Source organism: Streptomyces sp. NPDC032161, assembly GCF_040636995.1.
Taxonomy (GTDB): domain Bacteria; phylum Actinomycetota; class Actinomycetes; order Streptomycetales; family Streptomycetaceae; genus Streptomyces.
The window spans coordinates 99,097-117,855 of sequence record NZ_JBEZVN010000018.1; the positions used below are offsets into that span (position 1 = coordinate 99,097).

The window sequence follows — 18,759 nt, forward strand, 5'->3', positions numbered from 1 at the left end:
GTGTCGGGCCGTCTCACTGAGGTGTCGGGCGGGCGCCCGCCGCGAGGAGCGCGTCCGCCTGCTCCGGTACGCGGTCCAGGTCGAAGAGCTGGCCCACGCGCAGCGCGCCGGGCCAGCGCTCGTCGAGGCACAGGTGAAGTTCCACCACGCTGCGGGAGTTGCCGCCCGCGTCGAAGAAGCTGTCCTCGGGCCCGAAGTCCTCGTGCCGCAGGACCCGGGCCCACATCCTTGCGACCTCGCGGTACAGGGCTTCCCGCTCGTCCCCGCCCGGGCCCGAGGCCGGGCCGCCGCCGCTCCGCGGCGTGAGCAGGGCGAGCAGCGCGGCCTCGTCGACCTTGCCGGAGGGTGCCAGCGGCATCGAGCCGAGGGTGATGTACTCCTCCGGTACGGCGTCGGCGACGAGGCTCGTCCGGCAGTGGGCGATCAGTTCCCGTGGTCCGGGCAGTGCCACCGCGTCCTCGGCCGGGGTCCAGAACGCGACCAGCCGCAGGGCGCCGTCGTCTCCCGGGACCCCCAGCACGCCGGCCTGGCCGACCGCCGGGTGGGTCTCCAGGACGGCCTGGACGCCGTGCCGCTCCACGCGGATTCCGCGCACCTTGAGCTGGCCGTCGGCCCGCCCGTGGAACTCGATCTCGCCCTCCTCCCCGATCAGGACGAGGTCCCCGGTGCGGTACATGCGCGCGCCCGGCCGGGAGGAGAAGGGATCGGCGACGAAGCTGCCCGCGGTCCGTGCGGGCCTGCGGGCGTATCCGCGGGTGACCTGCGGTCCGCCCACGTACAGTTCGCCGACGACGCCGGGCGGGCAGGGCTCCAGCCGCTCGTCGAGCACGTGGACCGAGGTGGCCCCGGAGGCGCGGCCGACGGGCACCGTCCGGGGGGAGTCGTCGCGCAGGGTGTGGCCGAGGACCGACACGGTGGTCTCGGTCGGGCCGTACTCGTTGCGCAGCCGGGTGGTGGGAAGTGCGGCGCGGTGCTGTGCGACGAGTGCCGGGGGCACCACCTCGCCGGCGACGACGACCTCCCGCAGATGGGCGCCGGCGCCCGCGAGGTGGGGCAGCATCAGCCGGTAGTACGAGGGCGGGCAGACCATCTGCGTGGCCCGCCGCAGGAGGACCAGTTCGGCACAGGCCCGGGCGTCGCGCAGGGCGGCGTGGTCCGGCAGCACGGCGGTGCCGCCCGTGCACAACGCGCCGAAGGTCAGCATCAGCGCGCCGTCCCAGGCGAACCGGCAGGCCGAGAAGCGGATCCCGCCCGGCTCGTCACCGCGGGCGGCCACCAGCGCGGAGAGGTTGTCCCGCCCCACGACGACCGCCTTGGGCTTCCCGGTGGACCCGGACGTGGTGATGGCGTACGCCGGGGCGCCCGGCGGCACCTCCGTCCAGGGCCCGGGTCCGGTGGCCCCGCCCGGCGGGACGGACCGCCAGAGCTCCGCCAGGTCGAGGACGGGCAACGGCGCGGGCGCCTCGTCGGCCGGCCGCGCCACCGCCTCCCGTACGTCGGGGTCCGCCGCCCCGTCCCGGACCACCGCCCCGCACTCCAGATCGCGGGTCACCGCGGCGAGGCGCTCCGCCGGATGGCCGGGCTCGGTGACGCACCAGGCCGCGCCCGCCCGCAGCGCGGCCACCATGCCGACCAGGGTGTCCGCGCTCTGGCGCAGGTGGAGCAGGACGGTCTGTCCCGGGCGCACCCCGAGTTCCCGCAGGCGTGCGGCCAGCCGGTCGGTGGCCGCGTCCAGTTCCCGGTAGCTGAGCTGCTCCCGGCCCACCACCACCGCGGTGCGCTCGGAGTGGCGCCGCAGGGAGTCGCGCAACTGGTCCACCACGTCATGGCCGGTCATGGCGATCACCGGGTCTCGTAGGAGTGGAAGCCGCGGCCGCTCTTGCGGCCGCGGTGTCCCCGGTCGACGAGGTCCCGCAACAGGGCGGTGGGCTCGAAGCGGGGGTCGCCGGTGGTGTCCCGCAGGACGACGAGGGAGTCCAGCACGGTGTCCAGGCCGATCAGGTCGGCGGTCCTCAGCGGCCCCATGGCGTGTCCGAAGCAGTCGGTGAAGACGCGGTCCACGGTCTCGGCGTCGGCGGTGCCCTCCTCCACCCGAGCGGCGGCGTCGTTGATCATGGGCATCAGCACCCGGTTGGAGACGAAGCCCGGGGCGTCGCGCACCAGATGGGCGCGTTTGCCGATGCCTTCCAGCAGGCCGAGGACGGTCTTCAGGGTCTCCTCGGAGGTACGGGCTCCCCGTACCACCTCGACCGCGTCCTTGAGGTGGGCGGGGTTCATGAAGTGGGTGGCCAGGACCCGGTCGGGGCGCCCGGTGTGACCGGCGAGGATCTCCACGGGGATGGCGGAGGTGCAGGAGGCGATGACGGTGTGCGGGGCGCAGGTGGCGTCGAGCGTCCGCAGGATCTGCTCCTTGACGGCCATCCGTTCGGGCCCGCACTCCACCACCAGTGCCACGTCGGCGAGTTCGGCCGCCTCCGTCACCCATCGCACCCGCCCGAGGACCGCGCCGGGCGGAGCCTCGGGCGCGGGCCGGCGCAGCAGCCGGGCGGCCCGGATGCCGGCCCGCAGCCGGCGCTCGCCGTCGGCCAGGGCCGCCGCGTCCGGATCGTGGAGCGTGACCGGGTGGCCGGCCTCGGCGAAGCTCTGCGCGACCCCGGCCCCCATGGTGCCCGCGCCGACCACGCCGATCGGAACTCGGGGCGGTGCGGCCGGGACCGGCCCGCCCCGCTCGTCGGCGACGGCGCGGTCGCCGCGGCGGTCGGTGCTACTCATCGGAGCCTCCAGACGGGATGACGAGCCGTACGTGGTCGGGAACGGCGGGCGGGACCGCGCCGGGCGGGAACTCCAGCACCAGGGGCTCGTCCTCCGCGGCCGGGCCGGAGCCCGCCTGCGGCCGGAACCCCGCGAAGCGCAGGTTGACGAGCATCGCCCGGTTCACGGGCGTGGGGACGAACTCGGCCTCGGGCCGCCGTCCTTCGGCCAGGGCCCGGCGCACCACATGGCCGATCAGGGCCGGGCCGATGCCCCGGGACATCACCCGGCAGGAGAGCAGCAGCAGGCGCAGCACGGTCCGGTCCGCCACTTGTTCGGTGACCACCAGCCCGACGGTGCCGTAGGAGCCGTAGACGTCCTGGAGCTGCGCCACCATGACCCGGTGGTCCGGTGAGCGGCTGAGCTGCCGCAGCTCCGCCAGGTCGTAGGTGCGGCCCGTGGTGTTGAGCTGGTGTGTGCGGACCGTCAGTTCGTGCGCCCGGGCGAAGTCCCCCTCGGTGGCCTCCCGCACGGTCAGTTCCAGAGCGAGGGAGGCGAGGAAGTCCGCCGGCGCCCCCTCGTACGTCTCCTGGGCCCTGCGGCGGCTGCTCTCCGCGCGGTACATCTCCCGGCGTCTGCGGGACTCCTCCGTGAGGTGCCCGGGGCGGAACTCCGGCAGTTCGGGGAAGGCCGGGATCCGCTCCGGCTCGTAGCAGCGCACGTGGGGGTGGGCGGAGGCGACCTCGGCGCGCTCCACGGGGTCGTTGTCGACGAAGGCGAGGCTGTCGATGCCGATGCCGAGCACCTCGCTGACCCGCCGCACCGAGGCGGACTTGGCGCCCCAGCCGATCTCCACCACCGTGAACAGCTCCGCCAGCCCGAGGCGCGCCAGGTGGGCAGTGGCGGTGGCGTGATCGCCCCGGCTCGCCACCGCGTGCAGCACACCCCGCTCGTCGAGGGTGCGCAAGGTGCTCAGGGTGGCCTCGGCGGGCCGGGGGTCGTCCCCCTCCAGCAGGGTTCCGGCCCACAGGGTGTCGTCCAGGTCCCACACCAGGCACTTGACCGTGGCCCCGGGGGTGTCCGCCGTCATGCCGTCGCTCCGTTCGCGCGGGGCGCCGCAGGGACACCGAGGTCCCGGAACAGCCGGTCGGCGATGTGCATCTCGGCCACGTGCTGTGCTCCTTCGATGATCTCCATCACCTTGGCGTCGCGGAAAAGTCTCCCGACCCTGCTGTCCGGGGCGCACCCGGCCGAGCCGAGGATCTGGACGGCGTCGCGGGTGACCGTCGCGGCCGCGTCGGCGGCGGCGTACTTGGCGAGGATGGTTTCGTGCACGGCGCGGCTCGGCTCGTCCGTCCGGGCCCGCGCCGCCCGCAGGCACAGCTCGCGCGCACCTGCGGCGGCGACCGCCGAGCGGGCCAGGCAGGAGCGCACCAGTTGGTGGTCGCCGAGGGGGGTTCCCCCTTGTACGCGGGTCCCGGCGTGGGCGACCGCGTCCCGCAGACCGGCCTCCGCCATCCCGACGCAGCCCCAGGCGACCGTGTGGCGCCCGTGGTCCAGGACGGTGGCGGCGACGTGGGACAGCCCGAGACCGACCGGGGCGACGAGGTGGTCGCGGGGCACGCGCACCGCGTCGAAGGCCAGGTGCGCGATCCGCGCGGCCCGCATCCCGAGCTGTCCGGTGACGGGCTCCCTGGTCACCCCCGGCAGGTCGCCCTCCACCAGCACCGCCGCCAGGCCCCCCGGAGCCCGGCCCAGCACCAGGAGGACATCGGCGAACTGCCCGCAGGTCACCCACCTCTTGCGGCCGCTCACCACGAGGTGGTCGCCGTCCTCCTCGATGGTGGTGCCCAGGTGCGCCAGGGCGCTGCCCGCCTCCTGCTCCGTGGCCGCGAAACCGGCGACCACTTCCCCGGAGGCCAGTGCGGGAAGCCAGTCCTTGCGCTGCTGGGCGGTGCCCCAGCGGCGCAGCCCCGCGGCGACCATGCCCTGCACGGTGACCAGTCCCCGGACCGAGCTGCACACGCCGCCCAACCGGGCGCAGATCTCCCCCACTTGACGGGGGTCAGCGCCGGCACCGCCGTACTCCACCGGTATGTCCGGAGCCAGCAGCCCGGACCGGGCCAGGTCGCGCGCCACCTCGGCCGGCAGTCCTTCGGACCGGTCCCACTGCGCCGCCGGCAGCGCCCAGCGCCCGGCCAGTTCCTCGGCCGCCCTCTCCAGGGCCGTCCCGGTCTCAGGCGAAGGAGTCATCGCCGGGCACCAGCTCGGAGTGGCCCTTCTTGGCCCGTACGAACCGGGCGATCCGCGCCGCGGTGCGGAAGCTGTCGAGGTCCAGGTCCTCCACCTCGACGGTGACCGCGAAACGCTCCTCGACGAAGGTGACGAGTTCGAGCGCGAACAGGGAGTCCGCCAGGCCGAGGGCGAAGTAGTCGTCGTCCGGCTCGACGGGCCGCCGCAGGGCCTGGGTGAGGAACTCGGTGACCTGGTCGGTGATCTCGTTCACGCCGTTGACTCCTGGGGGCCTATCCGGACCAGCAGCAGGCTCCAGGCCGCCACCGGACTGACATTGATCAGCACGGCGTGGTCGCCGTCGGAGAGCCGGCCGTCCTCCAGGGCCGACCAGAGGTTGAGAAAGACGTCGTTGGGGCCGAGGTGACCATGGGTACGCAGGTTCTCCCGGCAGGAAGGGAGAAGCGCGAGGTCGAGGGATTCCTCGATGAAGGTGTGTCCGCCGGCGGACAGGTTCTGGCTCACGAATCCGCGTATGTCCGCGCGGGTGAGCCCGTTGCGCCGCAGCAGCCGGTCCAGCAGGGACCTGAGCCTGTTACGGGTCTCGACGGCGAGCCGGAAGGAGTAGGTGCGCTGGTCCGTGCACTCCTCGCGCCACTGCGACGGGTGCCGGTCCCGGTAGTCGACGTGGAAGAGGTCCCAGTACCGTCCGTCGGTCTCCTGCACCTGGTCGCGGACCTGGATCCGCCCCTCGCGGCCCAGCAGCAGGGCCTGCCCGCCGTCGCCGTTGACGGTGACCGGGTGCCGGTAGCGGTGCTCCGAGACGGGCTTGCTGCCGTGGGCGACCAGCACCGGTCCCAGCTCCGGATCGGCGGCCAGCAGCCCCCGGGCGGTGAGCAGGGCCGGGGTCACCGAGACGCAGCCCAGTCCGCCCACGGTGAAGGTGAGCGCGTCGGTGGCGCCCAGCAGCTCCTGGAGACGGGTGGCCGCGGAACTGAGCAGCGTCCCCGGCGCACGCTGCTCCACCACCAGCAGCGCGCCCAGGTCGCCGGCCGCGACCCCGGTGTCCTCCAGTGCCCTGCGCGCGGCCCGCTCGGCCAGGGTGGTCGCGTCGGCTTCGTCCACCCCGACGGTGTCGATGCCCAACTGCGTACAGGCCGCTCGTTGTTCGGGGGGCAGCGCGGAGAGCATGGGCAGCTCCGCCACTTTCAGCGAGACCGGGGGAAGGCAGGAGGCCACCGTCCTGACCGCGAGCGGCGCGAACGGCGCCCGTGCGCCGGAATGGGTCACTGGCTCTCCCCCCGTGAGGTGGCTGGCTTTCACCCTCAATTCCAGTCACGCCACCACACCTCTACAAGGAGTTTTGGGCATGGTCGAACTGCGGCTGCGCGGGGAGGAAGGCCGCTCCGGGCACGTCGGCGGCCGCTGCGGACGCGTGGCGAGACTCGGCCGCATCGGACTGCCGCTCCCGGCAACGTTTGCCCCGTCGCGCCGCCGGCACGCACGCTCGCGGCGTTGGCCAAAAGCCCACGTAGCCCGCTACGGGGGCTTCCGATCGCCTTGCGATCGCACGCACCGGACGACGCTCCTTCCGGGCAAACCTTGCCGGTCACGGCAGGATGCCTTCCAGCCGTCGGCCTGGGTGGCGCGGCCCCTTCCAAGGGCCGTGAGGACCATCGAGTGACGCCGTTCGACGGATGCGGCGGAAAGACAACAGCATCCGATCGCCCACCGGCAATTCATGTGATCGAGCCACTGGCTTCGACCCGTCAAGGTGAACGTTCGCCGAACCGCCTCACACGGCGTCAGCCGTATTCCGTGGTGTGTGAGACAGGTGGTTGAGCGCGGCTTCAGGAGCTGAACAGGCCGGGATTCCCACGAACGTATGCGGCCACCCCCGTAGGAGGTCGCCCGGTGACCTGCTCTACCCCTTCCGCCTTGCGGTCGTATCGATTCTCCGCGTGGAGGCGAGCCATGGTGGTGATGTGCTGGAAGGCATGGTCGGGCAACCCCAGCGGTCTGAGATCGTCGTCGATCCATTCCTGCAGGGGAACGTCGGTGTACCCGACCGGTCGGCCCAGAACCGTCGAGACCTCCGCCGCCATGGCGGCGATGTCCTCCGAGCGCGGGCCGGTCAGCTCGTAGATCCTGCCGATGTGCGGGGCCGGGTCGACCAGGATCTCCTCCACGACCGCGGCCACATCGCCGGCTGCCACGGGGGAGGTCTTCGCCCGGCCGAAGGGAAGTCTGATGGTTCCGTACTTCGCGATCGAGGAGAAGCCGGCACGGAACAGAGGGTTTTCCAAGAACACGGTGGGCCTGAGCTGGACAACGGGCAGGCCCGACCAGTCGAGGACCTGCTCCACCAGCCACTGCTGCCGCTGCTGCACGGACTCGGAGCTGCTGGTGAGGTCCATCTGGGAGACAGTCAACTGCGACATGTTCACGAATGCTTCCAGGCCCCCGTGCGCACGCGCGACGGCCGCCGCCGTCAAGGCGGCCTGCAGATACTGCGCCGACACACTCATGCCGAAGTACACGCGCGCACAGCCGGCCAGGGCATCGGCTACGTCGCCCGCGCGCGTGAGGTCTCCGACGACGACATCGGCGCCGGTCGCACGCAGCGCCTGCGCCCGCGCGTCGTCGCGACGCACCATGGCCCGGACGGGCAGGCCACGCCGTCGAAGTCCCTCGACCACGGATCGGCCGACCGCGCCGACACTGCCCGCCGCGCCCGTCACCAGAATCGGCGGCACGCCGACTTCTCGGGTGCGATTCATAGCTGCAGCCTGCGATGCGCACGACCGCGGCGCAACCGGAGCCCGGCGAGCCCCGGTGCTCGGCGGACCCGGGAGCTCACCCGCCCGTGGCGAAGCCGGGAAAGAGTGTCATGCCGCCATCGACGTAGAGCGTCGCGCCCACAACGTAGTCGAAGAGGTCGGAGGCCAGCGCCGCCACGGCCGTGGCAATGTCCTCCGGATCGCCGACGCGGTTGTAGGGGATGAAACGAAGCAGGTCGGCTTCGGCCTCAGGAGAATCCCAGGCGCTGCGATTGATCGGGGTGCGGATCGCCCCAGGAGCTACCGCGTTGACCCTGATCTTGTGGGGTGCGAGTTCCTGAGCCAGGGTTTCCATCATCAGCATGACACCGCCCTTGGACGCCGCGTAGTTGACGTGCCCGGCCCAGGGAATCATCTGATGGACCGAGCTCATGCAGATGATCTTCCCCGCGGACTTGGACACCTCTGGTACGACGCCACGGCGCAGGAACTCCTTCGCCGCCTCGCGGGCGCACAGGAACTGGCCGGTCAGGTTGACGTCGAGGACCTTCTGCCACTGCGACATGGTCATGTCGATCGCGGCGGCATCGCGTTGCAGGCCGGCGTTGGCCACGAGGATGTCGATCGTGCCGAGTTGGCCGACCATCCTGGAGACCATCTCGACCACTTGGTCCTCTTGGGAGACGTCCGCCTCGTGCGCGTAGGACCGCACACCGAGATCCTCGATCTGCCGCACCACGTCCTGGGCCGCTTCGCCGCCGGAGACGTAGTTGACCACGACATCGGCACCCATTCTCCCCAGGCCGATGGCGGTGGCCCTGCCAATTCCGGAGTTCGCTCCGGTGACCAGCGCCTTCTGCCCCTTGAGCAGCGGATGCGAGCTGCTCCGGTCCCCTTCGCTGACACTGCTGCCCACCGGCTTCTCCCTCTCCGTGCTGATCTCACGGAACGGAAGCACCGGCATCGGGATCGGGGCGGGAGACGACGCCCGCACCTGGCCCGTCTGCAGCACAATTGTCAGGCGAACGGCTCAGCCCTTCCCGTCGCCTGCCCGCGGACGCCGTCCATTGTCGTACGGAGCGTCCTCGGCGCTGATGGTCACGGTCCTTCCAAGGGGACGTCGAAGTTCTCCGTGCGCTGCCGGTCGAGGGCATCGTCCAGCGTAGTGGCGGCCATGATCAACGACAGATGGGTGAACGCCTGCGGGAAATTGCCCAGTTGCTCACCGCTGGGGCCTATCTCCTCGGCGAACAGACCGACATGGTTGGCGTAGGTCTGCATCTTCTCGAAGGCGTAACGCGCCGGGCGCAAGCGCCCGGCGCGGGCGAGGGCGTCCACATAGAGGAAGGTGCACAGGCTGAAGGTGCCTTCGGAGCCGCGCAGTCCGTCGGGGGATGCCTTGGGGTCATAGCGGTGGACAAGGCTGTCCGACACGAGGGTGCGTTCCATGGCGTCGAGCGTGGACAGCCAGCTCTCCGTCTTCGGAGTCAGGAAGCCGACCCGGGGGATGAGCAGCAGCGCGGCATCGAGGACTTCGCCTCCGTAGTGCTGCACGAGAGCCTGCTCCTTCTCGTTCCAGCCGTGTTCCATCACCTGTTCGAGGATGGCATCACGAGAGGCGGTCCATCGCACCGTGTCGGCAGGACGGCTGTACTGGGCCGCCAGGCGCAGCCCGCGGTCGAAGGCCACCCAGGACATCACTCGGCTGAAGGTGAAGTCCTTGCGCCCGCCGCGCGTTTCCCACACGCCCTCGTCGGGCCGGTCCCAGGAGTCGGCGAGCCAGTCCAGTGTCCGGGCGACGTTCTTCCAGCCGTGATAGCCGGTCCGCATGGTGATCTCGCCGCCCTCGGCCAAGGCGTAGAGCGCCTCGCCGTAGATATCCAGCTGCAACTGATCGGCGGCGCCGTTCCCGGCCCTCACCGGATACGATCCGCGATAGCCCTCGAAGTGCGTGAGCTCCTCCTCCGTCAGCCGAGGATCTCCGTCGACGCGGTACATGATCTGCAGCGGTTCGCCTCCGGTGCCCTCACGGGCTCGGAAGCGGTCTCCCAGCCAACGGGTGAAGTGCGCCGCTTCTTCGACGTACCCGAGGTCGAGCAGGGCCCGCACCGACAAGGAGCCGTCGCGGATCCAGGTGTACCGGTAGTCCCAGTTGCGTTCTCCGCCGATCTGCTCGGGCAGACCCATGGTGGCTGCGGCGATCGGAGCGCCCGTCGGAGCGTAGGTGAGCAGTTTGAGGGTGATGGCCGATCGGTTCACCACACCCGGCCAGCGCCCGCGGTACCGGGAGGCGCGGACCCAGTGCTGCCAGAATTCCACCACGTCCCAGAACTGCCTGATCACGCCGTCCGGTGTCGGAGGAACCGGGGGCCGGCTGTCCACGGAGTCGACGGTGAACACCGCGGCGGCCACCTCCCCCGCGTTCAAGGTGACGACGCCCCGCACGTCCTTGCCGTCCGGCTGCAGGGGGAATGTGCTCTGCGCATACGCGGTGACACCCGGGGCCCGGAAGGTGGCGGTGCCGTCGCGGAGGTCCAGCGAGTGGTCGACCCGGCCGTAGTCGAACCGTGGCCGGCACTCCAGCACGAAGCGCATGGTGCCACGCACTGCCCGCACTCCGCGGATCAGCGTATGCCGGTCGGTGGCCCTGCCGGTTCGGCCCGGAGGCATGCAGTCGAATATCTCCCCGACCCCGTCGGGCGAGAGGAAACGCGTCACCAGGACCGCGGTGTCGGGATAGTAGAGCTGCTTGCACGTGGCGTTCCTGGCCTCCGGAGCGAACAGGAAGTGGCCGCCGCGATCATGGTCGAGCAGGGCGGCGAAAATGCTGGGCGAGTCGAACCGGGGGGCCGCGAACCAGTCGATGACCCCCTGCGAAGAAACCAGGGCAGCGGTCTCCAGGTCGCCAACGATGCCGTGGTCGGCGATCGGAGGGTAGCGGTCCATCGTCCTGTCACCTTTCCGGGGGTCCCTCTTCCACTGTCGTCCTGGTCCGCCAGGGATGCCAGAAATGGCACCACACGGACCGGGTACGCGAGCGGCGCTCGGGATGCGGGACCGCCGATGCCCTGGCTCAAGAGGTCCGGGCCGCTGGAGCACAGCCGCGTCGCCGCGGGGGTGCCGCTTCCTTCTGATCGGGTCGAGGGCGCTCCGATCGGGTCGCGGACGCTCGGCCCGGCCTGCGCCGAACGACGGCACTTCGAAGAGACGGCCTCACCCGATCGATGCCGATACCGCGCGTGAAGGGCAACTCCGCGTAACGATGGCCGTGGTTCCCGGGTTCGGCGCGTGGCCCGCTGCCTCGGCCGCCCGATCCGCTACCCGACCCCTACCTGTGAGGAGGCCGCCTTGGGACATGCGGTCGGCGATGTACTCGGCCTCGCGGCCGGTGTCACGATCAGCCCACTCCCTGTCGTGGCCGTCATCCTCCTTCTCACCACCCCACGGGGGCGTCTGAACGGCGCGCTGTTCTCGGTCGGCTGGATCCTGGGCCTGGCACTGCTGGGGGCGATCATGCTCGTGGTGGGCGGCCCGGGCGACGCGTCCACGAACAAGCACCCGGCCACCTGGGTGGGGGCCCTGAAACTCGCCCTGGGCGTGTTGCTCGTCCTGCTCGCCGCACATCAGTGGCGACACCGCCCCACCGACCCCACGGAGGCCCGTCTGCCGAAGTGGATGACGGCGCTCGACCGTTTCACTCCGCCCAAAGTGCTCGGACTGGGGCTGCTGCTGTCGGCAGCCAACGCGAAGAACGGCCCCCTGACCATCGCCGCAGGCGCCTCGATCAGCGCCACCGGAATCTCCGTACCGCAACAAATCGGGGCACTCGCCATCTTCGTGTTCATCGCCTCACTCGGAGTCCTCGCACCGCTGGCCGTCTATCTGTTCGCGGGAGAGCGCGCCAAGAGCATTCTCGGCACCTGGCGGAACTGGGCCGCCCAGCACAACGCCGCCGTCATGGCCGCCCTCTTCTTCGTCCTCGGACTCAAGCTGCTCGGCGACGGCGTCAGCATCCTCGCCACCTGATGGAGCCGTGTGCGGCGGAGCATGCCCGCGCCGACGGCTTCGAAGGGAACGAGAGCGCCTTCTCCTTCTGGTACGTCGGAGGCAGCGCCCCGCGAGCGGTCACCGTGCGAGCCCGCGATGCTCGGCTCATGCTGGAAGAAAAAAGGGGGGTGCGGCGACAGAGGGAGTGGTGGGGATGCGAACCGTTGTGGACCTCACGCGCTGTCAGGGCTACGCACAGTGCGTTTTTCTCGCACCAAAGATGTTCGAACTGCACGGCGAGGAAGGACTGCTGTACGCCACAGCTGTCCCCGACGACCAGGCCGAACACGTGCGCCAGGCTGCGGCGGCCTGTCCGGTCCAGGCCATCCTGGTCGGTGAAGAGGTGAACCCCGATGGCCGCCGCTGATCTCCGGGAGGGCCGGATCGTACTCGTCGGTGCGTCCCTGGCCGGGCTGAGGGCCGCGGAGACGTTGCGCGAGGAGGGCTTCACCGGCTCCCTCACGGTGGTGGGGGACGAGCCCCATGCACCCTACGACCGGCCGCCGCTGTCCAAGCAGGTGCTGCTCGGCCGCGCGACGGCGGACACCACCGAACTGCCTCTGCGCCGGGACCCGGACGCCGACTGGCGGCTGGGAACGGCCGCCACCGGGCTGGACCCTCTGGGGAAGCGGGTGCTGCTGGCGGACGGAGAGTCACTGCCGTACGACCGGCTGCTGATCGCCACGGGGACCCGGGCGCGGCCCTGGCCGAACGCGGCGGAGGGCGCTCTGGACGGGGTGTTCACCCTGCGCACGCGTGAGGACGCCGCAGGGCTGGCCGAGCGACTGGACGCCGGGCCGAAGCGGGTGCTGGTGATCGGTGCCGGCTTCACCGGCTCGGAGATCGCCTCGGCCTGCCGGGAACGCGGACTGGACGTCACGGTCGCCGAACGCGGCCCCGCGCCCCTGGTGGGCGCACTGGGCGGCACCCTCTCGAAACTCGCGGCCGTCATGCAGCGCAACCACGGCGTGGACCTGCGCTGCGGAGTCACCGTCACCGCCCTGCGCGGGAACGGCGACTTCACCGGCGCGGACCTGTCCGACGGCACGCGTGTCGACGCGGACGTGTGTGTCGTGGCGCTGGGGGCGGTACGCAACGTCGAATGGCTGGCCGACTCCGGACTGGCGGCGGGCCCGCGCGGGATCGCCTGCGACGCCGGGTGCCGCGCCTTCAACATGTACGGCATCGTCACCGACGACGTCTTCGTGGCCGGCGACGTCTCCCGCTTCCCCCACCCGCTCTTCGGCTATCAGATGCTCTCCCTGGAGCACTGGGGCAACGCGGTCGAGCAGGCCGAGGTGGCGGCCCACAACATGATCAACCCGGGGCCCAGGCAGCGCCCGCACCTGGCCATCCCGACATTCTGGTCGACCCAGTTCGGGCTCAACATCAAGTCCGTGGGCGTACCGACCTTCTCCGACCACGTGGTCATCGCGCAGGGCTCTCTGGAGGCGCGCCGTCTGGCGATGGTCTACGGCTACCAGGGGCGGGTCACCGCCGCGGTCACCGTCGACATGGCCAAGTCGCTCGACTACTACCGGCACCTGATCGAGACCGCTGCCCCGTTCCCGCCCCCGCCCGGCGCGCTGGACCGTGCGCTCGCGGCCGACGTCCCGATTCCGTCCGACGTACCGGACCCGAAGGGGTTGTCCCACGGCCCCACCGTGGCGCTCACCGGATACCTGCCCGACCGCCGGCTGACCGTGCTGCGGCCCCCGCGCTGACCCACGTCCGTCCCATGACGAGGAGCCACCATGGCCTCCGAGACTCTGCTGGCCCGGATAACCGACTACGCCAGCCGCCCCGACCCCTACCCGCTGTATGCGGAACTCCGCGCGGCCGGTCCCGTCGTACGGCAGGCGGACGACAGCTACCTGATCGGCACCTACCACGAGGTCGCCGCACTGCTTCACGACCCACGCATGAGCGTCGACCCCCGTACCCGTGGCGAAGTGACGCACAAGCCGCCGTTCCTGCGGCTCGACGACCCGGAGCACCACAGGCTGCGCACGCTGGCCATGCGGCCCTTCGGGCCACCGCACAGCCCGGGCCGGGTCGACGCCATGCGCGACGAGATCGACCGGCTCACCAAGGACCTGGTGGCGTCCTTCGAGGCAGGACGGCAGATCGATGTCGTCGACGACTTCGCCTACCCGCTGCCCGTCACAGTGATCTGCCGTCTCCTCGGCGTCCCCCGCGAGGACGAGCCGTTGTTCCGGGCCTGGTCCGACGCCCTGGTCACAGCAGCCGATGTCCGGCCCGGCCAGGACACCACCGAGGCGGACAAGGCCGGCAACCAGGCACGGATCGAGATGGGCGGATACCTGGTCGGCCTCGCCGAACAGCGCCGCGGCAGTCCGGGCGACGACATGCTCTCCGCCTTCGTCAACGAGCCGGATCCCGAGCTGCGGCTCACCCAGGAAGAACTCGCGGAAACGGCCGTACTGCTCCTCATCGCCGGACACGAGACCACCGTCAACCTGATCACCAACGGGGTGCTCACCCTGCTGCGCCTGCCCGAGCACCTGGACCACCTGCGCCGCGACCCCGGCCTGCTGCCGCGAGCCGTGGAGGAACTGCTGCGCTACGAACCCCCCGTCCACATGCGCGAACGCATCCCTCACTCCGACATCGACGTCGCCGGCACCACGATCCCCGAAGGCGCGTCCGTCATCCTCGCTCTGGCCTCGGGCAGCCGCGATCCCATGAGGTTCCACGAGCCCGACCGGTTCGACCCCACCCGCCCGGACAACCAGCATCTCGGCTTCGGCAGCGGCATTCACCTGTGCTACGGCGGTCCGCTGGCCCGTATCGAGGCCCAGGCCGCACTCGGCGCGCTGCTTCCCCACCTGGGCGCGGCGCGTCTGGTCCAGGACCCGCCTCCCTACCGGCAGAACGCCATGCTTCGCGGTCCTCGGCATCTCCCTGTTCAGCTCTGATTCCGGCTCGTGCCCATGTGACGGCCCGCGCACATGTGACGGCCCGTGCCCATGTGACGGCCCGTCCCCATCCGACCGGGCAAGCTCGACGCCTGGGGCGCCCCGGGGGCGGGCCCGGCAGGTGCCCGACGGCCGTCAGAAGGCGTGCCGGGCCTCGACGAGGGGCCGGTGTGTCCACCGGGCCCCCCTGGACCCCTCGTCGCGCCTCATCCACACCAGGTGGCCGCCGCCCGCGTGCGCGGCCCGGGCGATGCGCTGCACCAGCTCTTCGCAGCGGTCCGAGGCCTCTCCCTCCGCGATGCCGTGGGCAGGGAGCCCGGCCCGCACGTCCTGGCGGACCACCTCCGGGCTGCTGAGGGTCACGTTCAGGAACGAAGGCTGCTTCACGTCCCACCACACCTGCACGATGGTGTCGGCCCGCACCAGCCGTACGCCGAGAGCCTCGCTGCGCAGTTCCACCCAGACATCCGCGACCGCCATCAGTCCCGGCCTCCGGACGATCCGCCGGATCTCCGCGGGCCGATCGCTTCGGCGACTTCCGGGGCTTCGGCGACATCCGGGGAAGGGCTCCCGCACGAAAGGCGGGCCTTCTCCGTGATCCCGCCGGGTACCCCGGGTTCGGGGCAGGGGGCGGACTCGGTGTACCCGGTCTCCGGCCGCGCCGGCCGCCGCGGGAAGTGCTCCATGTCGACCCACGCGTCCTCGGCTGCGGCTGCGGCCCGGTCGATGTCGCCGGCCGGGCTGCCGGTCCCCGGCCGCATGTGCCCGGCCCCGCCGTCGCGGTGCTCCGGCACGTCGAGCACCGCCCTCGGCAGCGGCCCGCCCGGGGAGGCGGGCTCTCGCTCCCACAGCTGCTGCGTGTCCCGGCTGTACCGGAGGAACTCCTCCCGCACGAACTGCTGCCCGTGGTCCGTCATCGGCACCTCTTCCCGTCGTTTCGTCGACCGGCCAGGACCTCCCGTTCGTACCGACCGCGCAGGACCCTCGTGGCGCTCCGGGCGGCCGTCCCGATAGTCGGCGCCCCTCCCCCGGTTCCCGGCGCGGACCGGGCCCGGATCAGCCCTGCGGGTGAACAGGTTCCCCCAGGAAGCGCGACGGGAGGACGCGTCTCGGCAGCGCTTCGAGGCGGCTGCGCGACTACCCGGTGATCGCGCGCGACCCCTTCCACCCCGGGGCCCGCCCGCGTGGCATCGACCCGAAAGGGCCGCCCCGTCCGAGACCCTTTCCGGCGGCCGGGAGGGGGACCCGGCGGTCCACCCGCCGCCGGTGGGGAACCCGGTGAACCGTGCCGTCGTCCTCAACGGCGGGTCGTCTCAAGGAGGTCATGCGGTGGGTACGCACGCCGACATCGTCACACCACTGCCGGAACTGCTCGGGAACCCGCCCGGCGCATCGGGGACAAGGTCTGTTTCCAGGACCGGCGCAGCAGCGGGTGATCCGGCAGGCCCTCGCGGACGCGGGGCTGACTCCCGGGGACATCGACGCGGTGGAGGCGCACGGCACCGGCACCCGGCTGGGGGACGTCATCGAGGCGGAGGCCTTCTTCGCCACGTACGGGAGCCACGCGCGGCAGCGTCCCCTACGGCTGGGCTCGGTGAAGTCGAACATCGGTCACACCCAGGCCGCGGCCGGAGTGGCCGGCGTGATCAAGATGGTGCAGGCGATGCGGCACGGCGTGCTGCCGCGTACGTTGCACGCCGACGAGCCGTCCCCCCGTATCGACTGGTCGACGGGGCGGATCGCGCTGCTGACCCGGGCGGTGGAATGGCCCGCTGCGGACCGTCCACGCCGGGCGGGGGTGTCCTCGTTCGGCATCAGCGGCACCAACGCCCATGTGGTGCTCGAAGAGGCTCCGGACGGCGGCGAGGCCGCGGCACCGTACGCCGGGGCGGTGCTTGAGGGTGCGGCACGTCCCGGACCGGTCGCGGTGGCCTTTCCGGTGTCGGCCAGGAACGTGCCGGGGCTGCGGGCCCAGGCGCGCCGGCTGTACGACCACGTGGCCGCCGCCCCCGATGCGTCCCTGGTGGACATCGGGCACTCGCTCGCCACCACGCGTGCGGTCTTCGAGCACCGGGCCGTGGTGGTGGCCCGGGACCGCGCCGAGTTGCTCGATTCCCTGCGGGCCATGGCGGAGAACGCGGAGGGCGGCGACCAGCCCTGGCTCCGGAACGCCGCCGGCACTCTTTCGCCGCGCGGCCGCCCGCGGACCGGGAGGCGGCCGCCGCCGGAACCGGCGGCGGGTCCTGGCCGCCGGAGGCGGCGACGCCACTGCATGCCGACGGTCCCGGGACCGGACCGTACGAGCGGCTGGCCGCCGACGGGTTGGGGTACGGCCCCGCCTTCCAGGGCATGCGCGCCGCCTGGCGGCACGGGGAGGAGCTGTACGCCGATGTCGCGCTGCCCGAAGCGGCCCGGGCCCCGCGCCCGGAGGGGGACGGCCCGGAGTTCGTCCTGCATCCCGCGCTGCTCGACGCGGCGCTGCACGCCCTGGCCCTCGACAGTCTTGTCGCGAACGGTTCCGGTACAGCCGGTCCGGCGGCCGGCGGGTTGTCCCTGCCGTTCGCCTTCGGCGGAGTGCGCGTGCACTCCGCCGACGGCGTACGGCGCTTGCGAGTGCGGACGGCCCCCGGTCCCGACGGGCAGGCCGGAGTGGAGCTCACCGACGAGACGGGCTCACCGGTGGCGACGGTCCGTTCGCTGAGCCTCCGGCCCCTTCCGCGTACCGGCTCGGCGACGGCGGACCCGGTCGCCGGTGCTCTCCACCGGACGGAATGGGTGCCGCTGACCGAACCGCCCGCCCCCGTGGCGATGCCCCGCTGGGGCGTTCTGGGCACGGCGGGCACACGGCTGGTGGACGCCCTCGCGCCCCCGGGTTCCGGCGTCGCGTGTACCCGGGCCCGGCGGCGTGCGACGCGTCGTCGGCCGTCGTCGTGGCGCCGTGCCCGCCGCCCGACACGAGCGGCGGGACGCAGGACCAGGCCGCCGGATTGCTGCGGGCGGCGGACCGGGCGCTGGTGCTCGTGCAGGAGTGGCTCGCCGCACCGCACCTGTCCCGCTCCCGTCTCGTTCTCTTGACGTCCGGTGCCGTCCATTCCACCGACGACGGATTCCCTGCGGACGGCGCCGGTCGCGGGAACGACGGCCGGTCCGGCGAAACGGCGTCCGTACCGTTGCACACACCGGTGTGGGGACTGGTCCGCTCGGCCCTGCGGGAGAACCCGGGCCGCTTCGCCCTGATCGACGTGGACGAACACCCCGACTCCTGGGCTGCCGTGCCCGCCCACGGCGTCCGGCATCCGCTGCTCGTCGGCCGACGCGGGCCGGGCGCTCCCGGGGCCCGCGAACTCGTCGCGGAGCTGCGTGAGGCGGGCGCCCGGGCGACCGTTCACGCCTGTGACGTCGCGGACCGGACCACGCTCGCCGCCCTGCTCGACGCGGTACCGGCCGCCCACCCGCTGACCGGCGTCGTGCACTCGGCGGGGGTCCTGGACGACGGCGTCGTAACGGCGCTCACCACCGATCGTCTGAGGCGGGTGCTGCACCCAATGCGGACGCCGCCCTCGCTCTGCACGAACTGACCGGCGGACACGACCTGGCCGTGTTCGCGCTGTTCTCCTCGATCGCGGGTACCTTCGGCTCCGCCGGCCAGGCCAACTACGCCGCGGCCAACTGCGTGCTGGATGCCCTGGCACGGCACCGGAGCCGGCTCGGGCTGCCCAGTACGTCGATCGCCTGGGGCCCCTGGCGGCAGAACGACGGCATGATGGCGCACCTCGGCGACGCGGATCGGCAGCGGATGGCCCGCACCGGGTTCGGCCCGCTCGGGCCGGAAGAAGGCCTGGCCCTCTTCGACGCCGCCGTGGCCGGTGACGAACCCGTGGTGGTGGCGACCCGCCTGGCCCCGTCCGCCCTCCGTGGAGGCCCCGCGGCGAACCGACTCCGAACGCCCGACGCCGACAGGGGCGACGGGGGCGGGGACCGACTCGGCCGGGCGCCGGCGGCCGCTCCCC

The 18,759-nt window shown here is 72.1% G+C and carries 16 protein-coding genes and 2 pseudogenes; 7 read left to right on the forward strand and 11 right to left on the reverse strand.

The annotated features are described in order from the left end of the window. Positions 1-13: 13 nt before the first annotated feature. The 9 genes from AB0E67_RS25335 to AB0E67_RS25375 all read right to left on the reverse strand — a co-directional run bounded on the left by AB0E67_RS25335 (position 14) and on the right by AB0E67_RS25375 (position 10,709). The gene (locus tag AB0E67_RS25335; RefSeq protein WP_362030796.1) at positions 14-1,837 is read right to left on the reverse strand and encodes a non-ribosomal peptide synthetase; all 1,824 of its coding nucleotides are present in this window, start codon (positions 1,835-1,837) and stop codon (positions 14-16) included. A 5-nt stretch (positions 1,838-1,842) separates the two neighbouring features. Further along, positions 1,843-2,772, reverse strand: coding sequence for a 3-hydroxyacyl-CoA dehydrogenase family protein (locus tag AB0E67_RS25340; RefSeq protein WP_362030798.1), 930 nt, complete (start codon positions 2,770-2,772; stop codon positions 1,843-1,845). Further along, entirely contained in the window at positions 2,765-3,841 is a 1,077-nt protein-coding gene (locus AB0E67_RS25345; RefSeq protein ID WP_362030800.1) for an HAD-IIIC family phosphatase, read from the reverse strand. The genes AB0E67_RS25340 and AB0E67_RS25345 overlap by 8 nt, the downstream gene beginning before the upstream one ends. After that, on the reverse strand, positions 3,838-5,004 hold the full coding sequence (locus AB0E67_RS25350) for an acyl-CoA dehydrogenase family protein (protein WP_362030802.1): 1,167 nt from the start codon (positions 5,002-5,004) through the stop codon (positions 3,838-3,840). The genes AB0E67_RS25345 and AB0E67_RS25350 overlap by 4 nt, the downstream gene beginning before the upstream one ends. Further along, positions 4,988-5,257 carry an acyl carrier protein gene (locus tag AB0E67_RS25355; RefSeq protein ID WP_362030804.1) on the reverse strand — a complete coding sequence of 90 codons (270 nt, stop codon included), beginning with the start codon at positions 5,255-5,257 and terminating at the stop codon, positions 4,988-4,990. The genes AB0E67_RS25350 and AB0E67_RS25355 overlap by 17 nt, the downstream gene beginning before the upstream one ends. Continuing rightward, positions 5,254-6,174 (reverse strand): 3-oxoacyl-ACP synthase, encoded by a 921-nt coding sequence (locus tag AB0E67_RS25360; RefSeq protein ID WP_362030823.1) that lies wholly within the window; start codon positions 6,172-6,174, stop codon positions 5,254-5,256. Before AB0E67_RS25360 ends, AB0E67_RS25355 begins: the two co-directional genes overlap by 4 nt. A gap of 659 nt (positions 6,175-6,833) precedes the next feature. Further along, positions 6,834-7,763: an NAD(P)H-binding protein gene (locus AB0E67_RS25365; protein WP_362030805.1), complete on the reverse strand. Its 930-nt coding sequence runs from the start codon at positions 7,761-7,763 to the stop codon at positions 6,834-6,836. 76 nt (positions 7,764-7,839) lie between these two features. Next, a complete protein-coding gene (locus AB0E67_RS25370) occupies positions 7,840-8,634 on the reverse strand; it encodes an SDR family oxidoreductase (RefSeq protein ID WP_362030825.1) in 795 nt (264 codons plus the stop codon). Between the two features lie 227 nt (positions 8,635-8,861). Further along, positions 8,862-10,709, reverse strand: a complete 1,848-nt coding sequence (locus AB0E67_RS25375; RefSeq protein ID WP_362030807.1) for a glycoside hydrolase family 15 protein — start codon at positions 10,707-10,709, stop codon at positions 8,862-8,864. A gap of 402 nt (positions 10,710-11,111) precedes the next feature. On the opposite strand from AB0E67_RS25375, the gene AB0E67_RS25380 reads away from it, so the two are divergent. The 4 genes from AB0E67_RS25380 (at position 11,112) to AB0E67_RS25395 (ending at position 14,749) form a co-directional block, all read left to right on the forward strand. Continuing rightward, positions 11,112-11,789, forward strand: coding sequence for a GAP family protein (locus tag AB0E67_RS25380; RefSeq protein WP_362030809.1), 678 nt, complete (start codon positions 11,112-11,114; stop codon positions 11,787-11,789). Between the two features lie 175 nt (positions 11,790-11,964). Continuing rightward, on the forward strand, positions 11,965-12,177 hold the full coding sequence (locus AB0E67_RS25385) for a ferredoxin (protein ID WP_073781522.1): 213 nt from the start codon (positions 11,965-11,967) through the stop codon (positions 12,175-12,177). Then, positions 12,164-13,534, forward strand: a complete 1,371-nt coding sequence (locus AB0E67_RS25390; RefSeq protein WP_362030811.1) for an FAD-dependent oxidoreductase — start codon at positions 12,164-12,166, stop codon at positions 13,532-13,534. Before AB0E67_RS25385 ends, AB0E67_RS25390 begins: the two co-directional genes overlap by 14 nt. Positions 13,535-13,564: 30 nt before the next feature. Further along, complete coding sequence (locus AB0E67_RS25395) at positions 13,565-14,749, forward strand: cytochrome P450 (RefSeq protein ID WP_362030813.1); 1,185 nt, start codon at positions 13,565-13,567, stop codon at positions 14,747-14,749. Positions 14,750-14,884: 135 nt separating this feature from the next. On the opposite strand, the gene AB0E67_RS25400 is transcribed toward AB0E67_RS25395, so the two are convergent. Both AB0E67_RS25400 and AB0E67_RS25405 read right to left on the reverse strand, forming a co-directional pair. Beyond that, the gene (locus AB0E67_RS25400; protein ID WP_362030815.1) at positions 14,885-15,229 is read right to left on the reverse strand and encodes a hypothetical protein; all 345 of its coding nucleotides are present in this window, start codon (positions 15,227-15,229) and stop codon (positions 14,885-14,887) included. Then, positions 15,229-15,666 carry a hypothetical protein gene (locus tag AB0E67_RS25405; protein ID WP_362030817.1) on the reverse strand — a complete coding sequence of 146 codons (438 nt, stop codon included), beginning with the start codon at positions 15,664-15,666 and terminating at the stop codon, positions 15,229-15,231. Before AB0E67_RS25405 ends, AB0E67_RS25400 begins: the two co-directional genes overlap by 1 nt. A 497-nt stretch (positions 15,667-16,163) precedes the next feature. Here AB0E67_RS25405 and AB0E67_RS25410 point away from each other — a divergent pair. The 3 genes and pseudogenes from AB0E67_RS25410 to AB0E67_RS25420 all read left to right on the forward strand — a co-directional run. Further along, a pseudogene (locus AB0E67_RS25410) lies at positions 16,164-16,880 on the forward strand (ketoacyl-synthetase C-terminal extension domain-containing protein); the annotation flags it as partial. 218 nt (positions 16,881-17,098) lie between these two features. Further along, positions 17,099-17,824: a polyketide synthase dehydratase domain-containing protein gene (locus AB0E67_RS25415; RefSeq protein ID WP_362030818.1), complete on the forward strand. Its 726-nt coding sequence runs from the start codon at positions 17,099-17,101 to the stop codon at positions 17,822-17,824. Between the two features lie 197 nt (positions 17,825-18,021). Beyond that, a pseudogene (locus tag AB0E67_RS25420) lies at positions 18,022-18,759 on the forward strand (beta-ketoacyl reductase); the annotation flags it as partial.

Coding starts and splice junctions, on each gene's coding strand:
- AB0E67_RS25395 (WP_362030813.1), top strand. CDS start 13,565: ATGGCCTCCGAGACTCTGCTGGCCCGGATAACCGACTACGCCAGCCGC.
- AB0E67_RS25340 (WP_362030798.1), bottom strand. CDS start 2,772: ATGAGTAGCACCGACCGCCGCGGCGACCGCGCCGTCGCCGACGAGCGG.
- AB0E67_RS25360 (WP_362030823.1), bottom strand. CDS start 6,174: ATGCTCTCCGCGCTGCCCCCCGAACAACGAGCGGCCTGTACGCAGTTG.
- AB0E67_RS25405 (WP_362030817.1), bottom strand. CDS start 15,666: ATGACGGACCACGGGCAGCAGTTCGTGCGGGAGGAGTTCCTCCGGTAC.
- AB0E67_RS25365 (WP_362030805.1), bottom strand. CDS start 7,763: ATGAATCGCACCCGAGAAGTCGGCGTGCCGCCGATTCTGGTGACGGGC.
- AB0E67_RS25415 (WP_362030818.1), top strand. CDS start 17,099: ATGCGCGCCGCCTGGCGGCACGGGGAGGAGCTGTACGCCGATGTCGCG.
- AB0E67_RS25345 (WP_362030800.1), bottom strand. CDS start 3,841: ATGACGGCGGACACCCCCGGGGCCACGGTCAAGTGCCTGGTGTGGGAC.
- AB0E67_RS25385 (WP_073781522.1), top strand. CDS start 11,965: ATGCGAACCGTTGTGGACCTCACGCGCTGTCAGGGCTACGCACAGTGC.
- AB0E67_RS25350 (WP_362030802.1), bottom strand. CDS start 5,004: ATGACTCCTTCGCCTGAGACCGGGACGGCCCTGGAGAGGGCGGCCGAG.
- AB0E67_RS25375 (WP_362030807.1), bottom strand. CDS start 10,709: ATGGACCGCTACCCTCCGATCGCCGACCACGGCATCGTTGGCGACCTG.
- AB0E67_RS25335 (WP_362030796.1), bottom strand. CDS start 1,837: ATGACCGGCCATGACGTGGTGGACCAGTTGCGCGACTCCCTGCGGCGC.
- AB0E67_RS25400 (WP_362030815.1), bottom strand. CDS start 15,229: ATGGCGGTCGCGGATGTCTGGGTGGAACTGCGCAGCGAGGCTCTCGGC.
- AB0E67_RS25390 (WP_362030811.1), top strand. CDS start 12,164: ATGGCCGCCGCTGATCTCCGGGAGGGCCGGATCGTACTCGTCGGTGCG.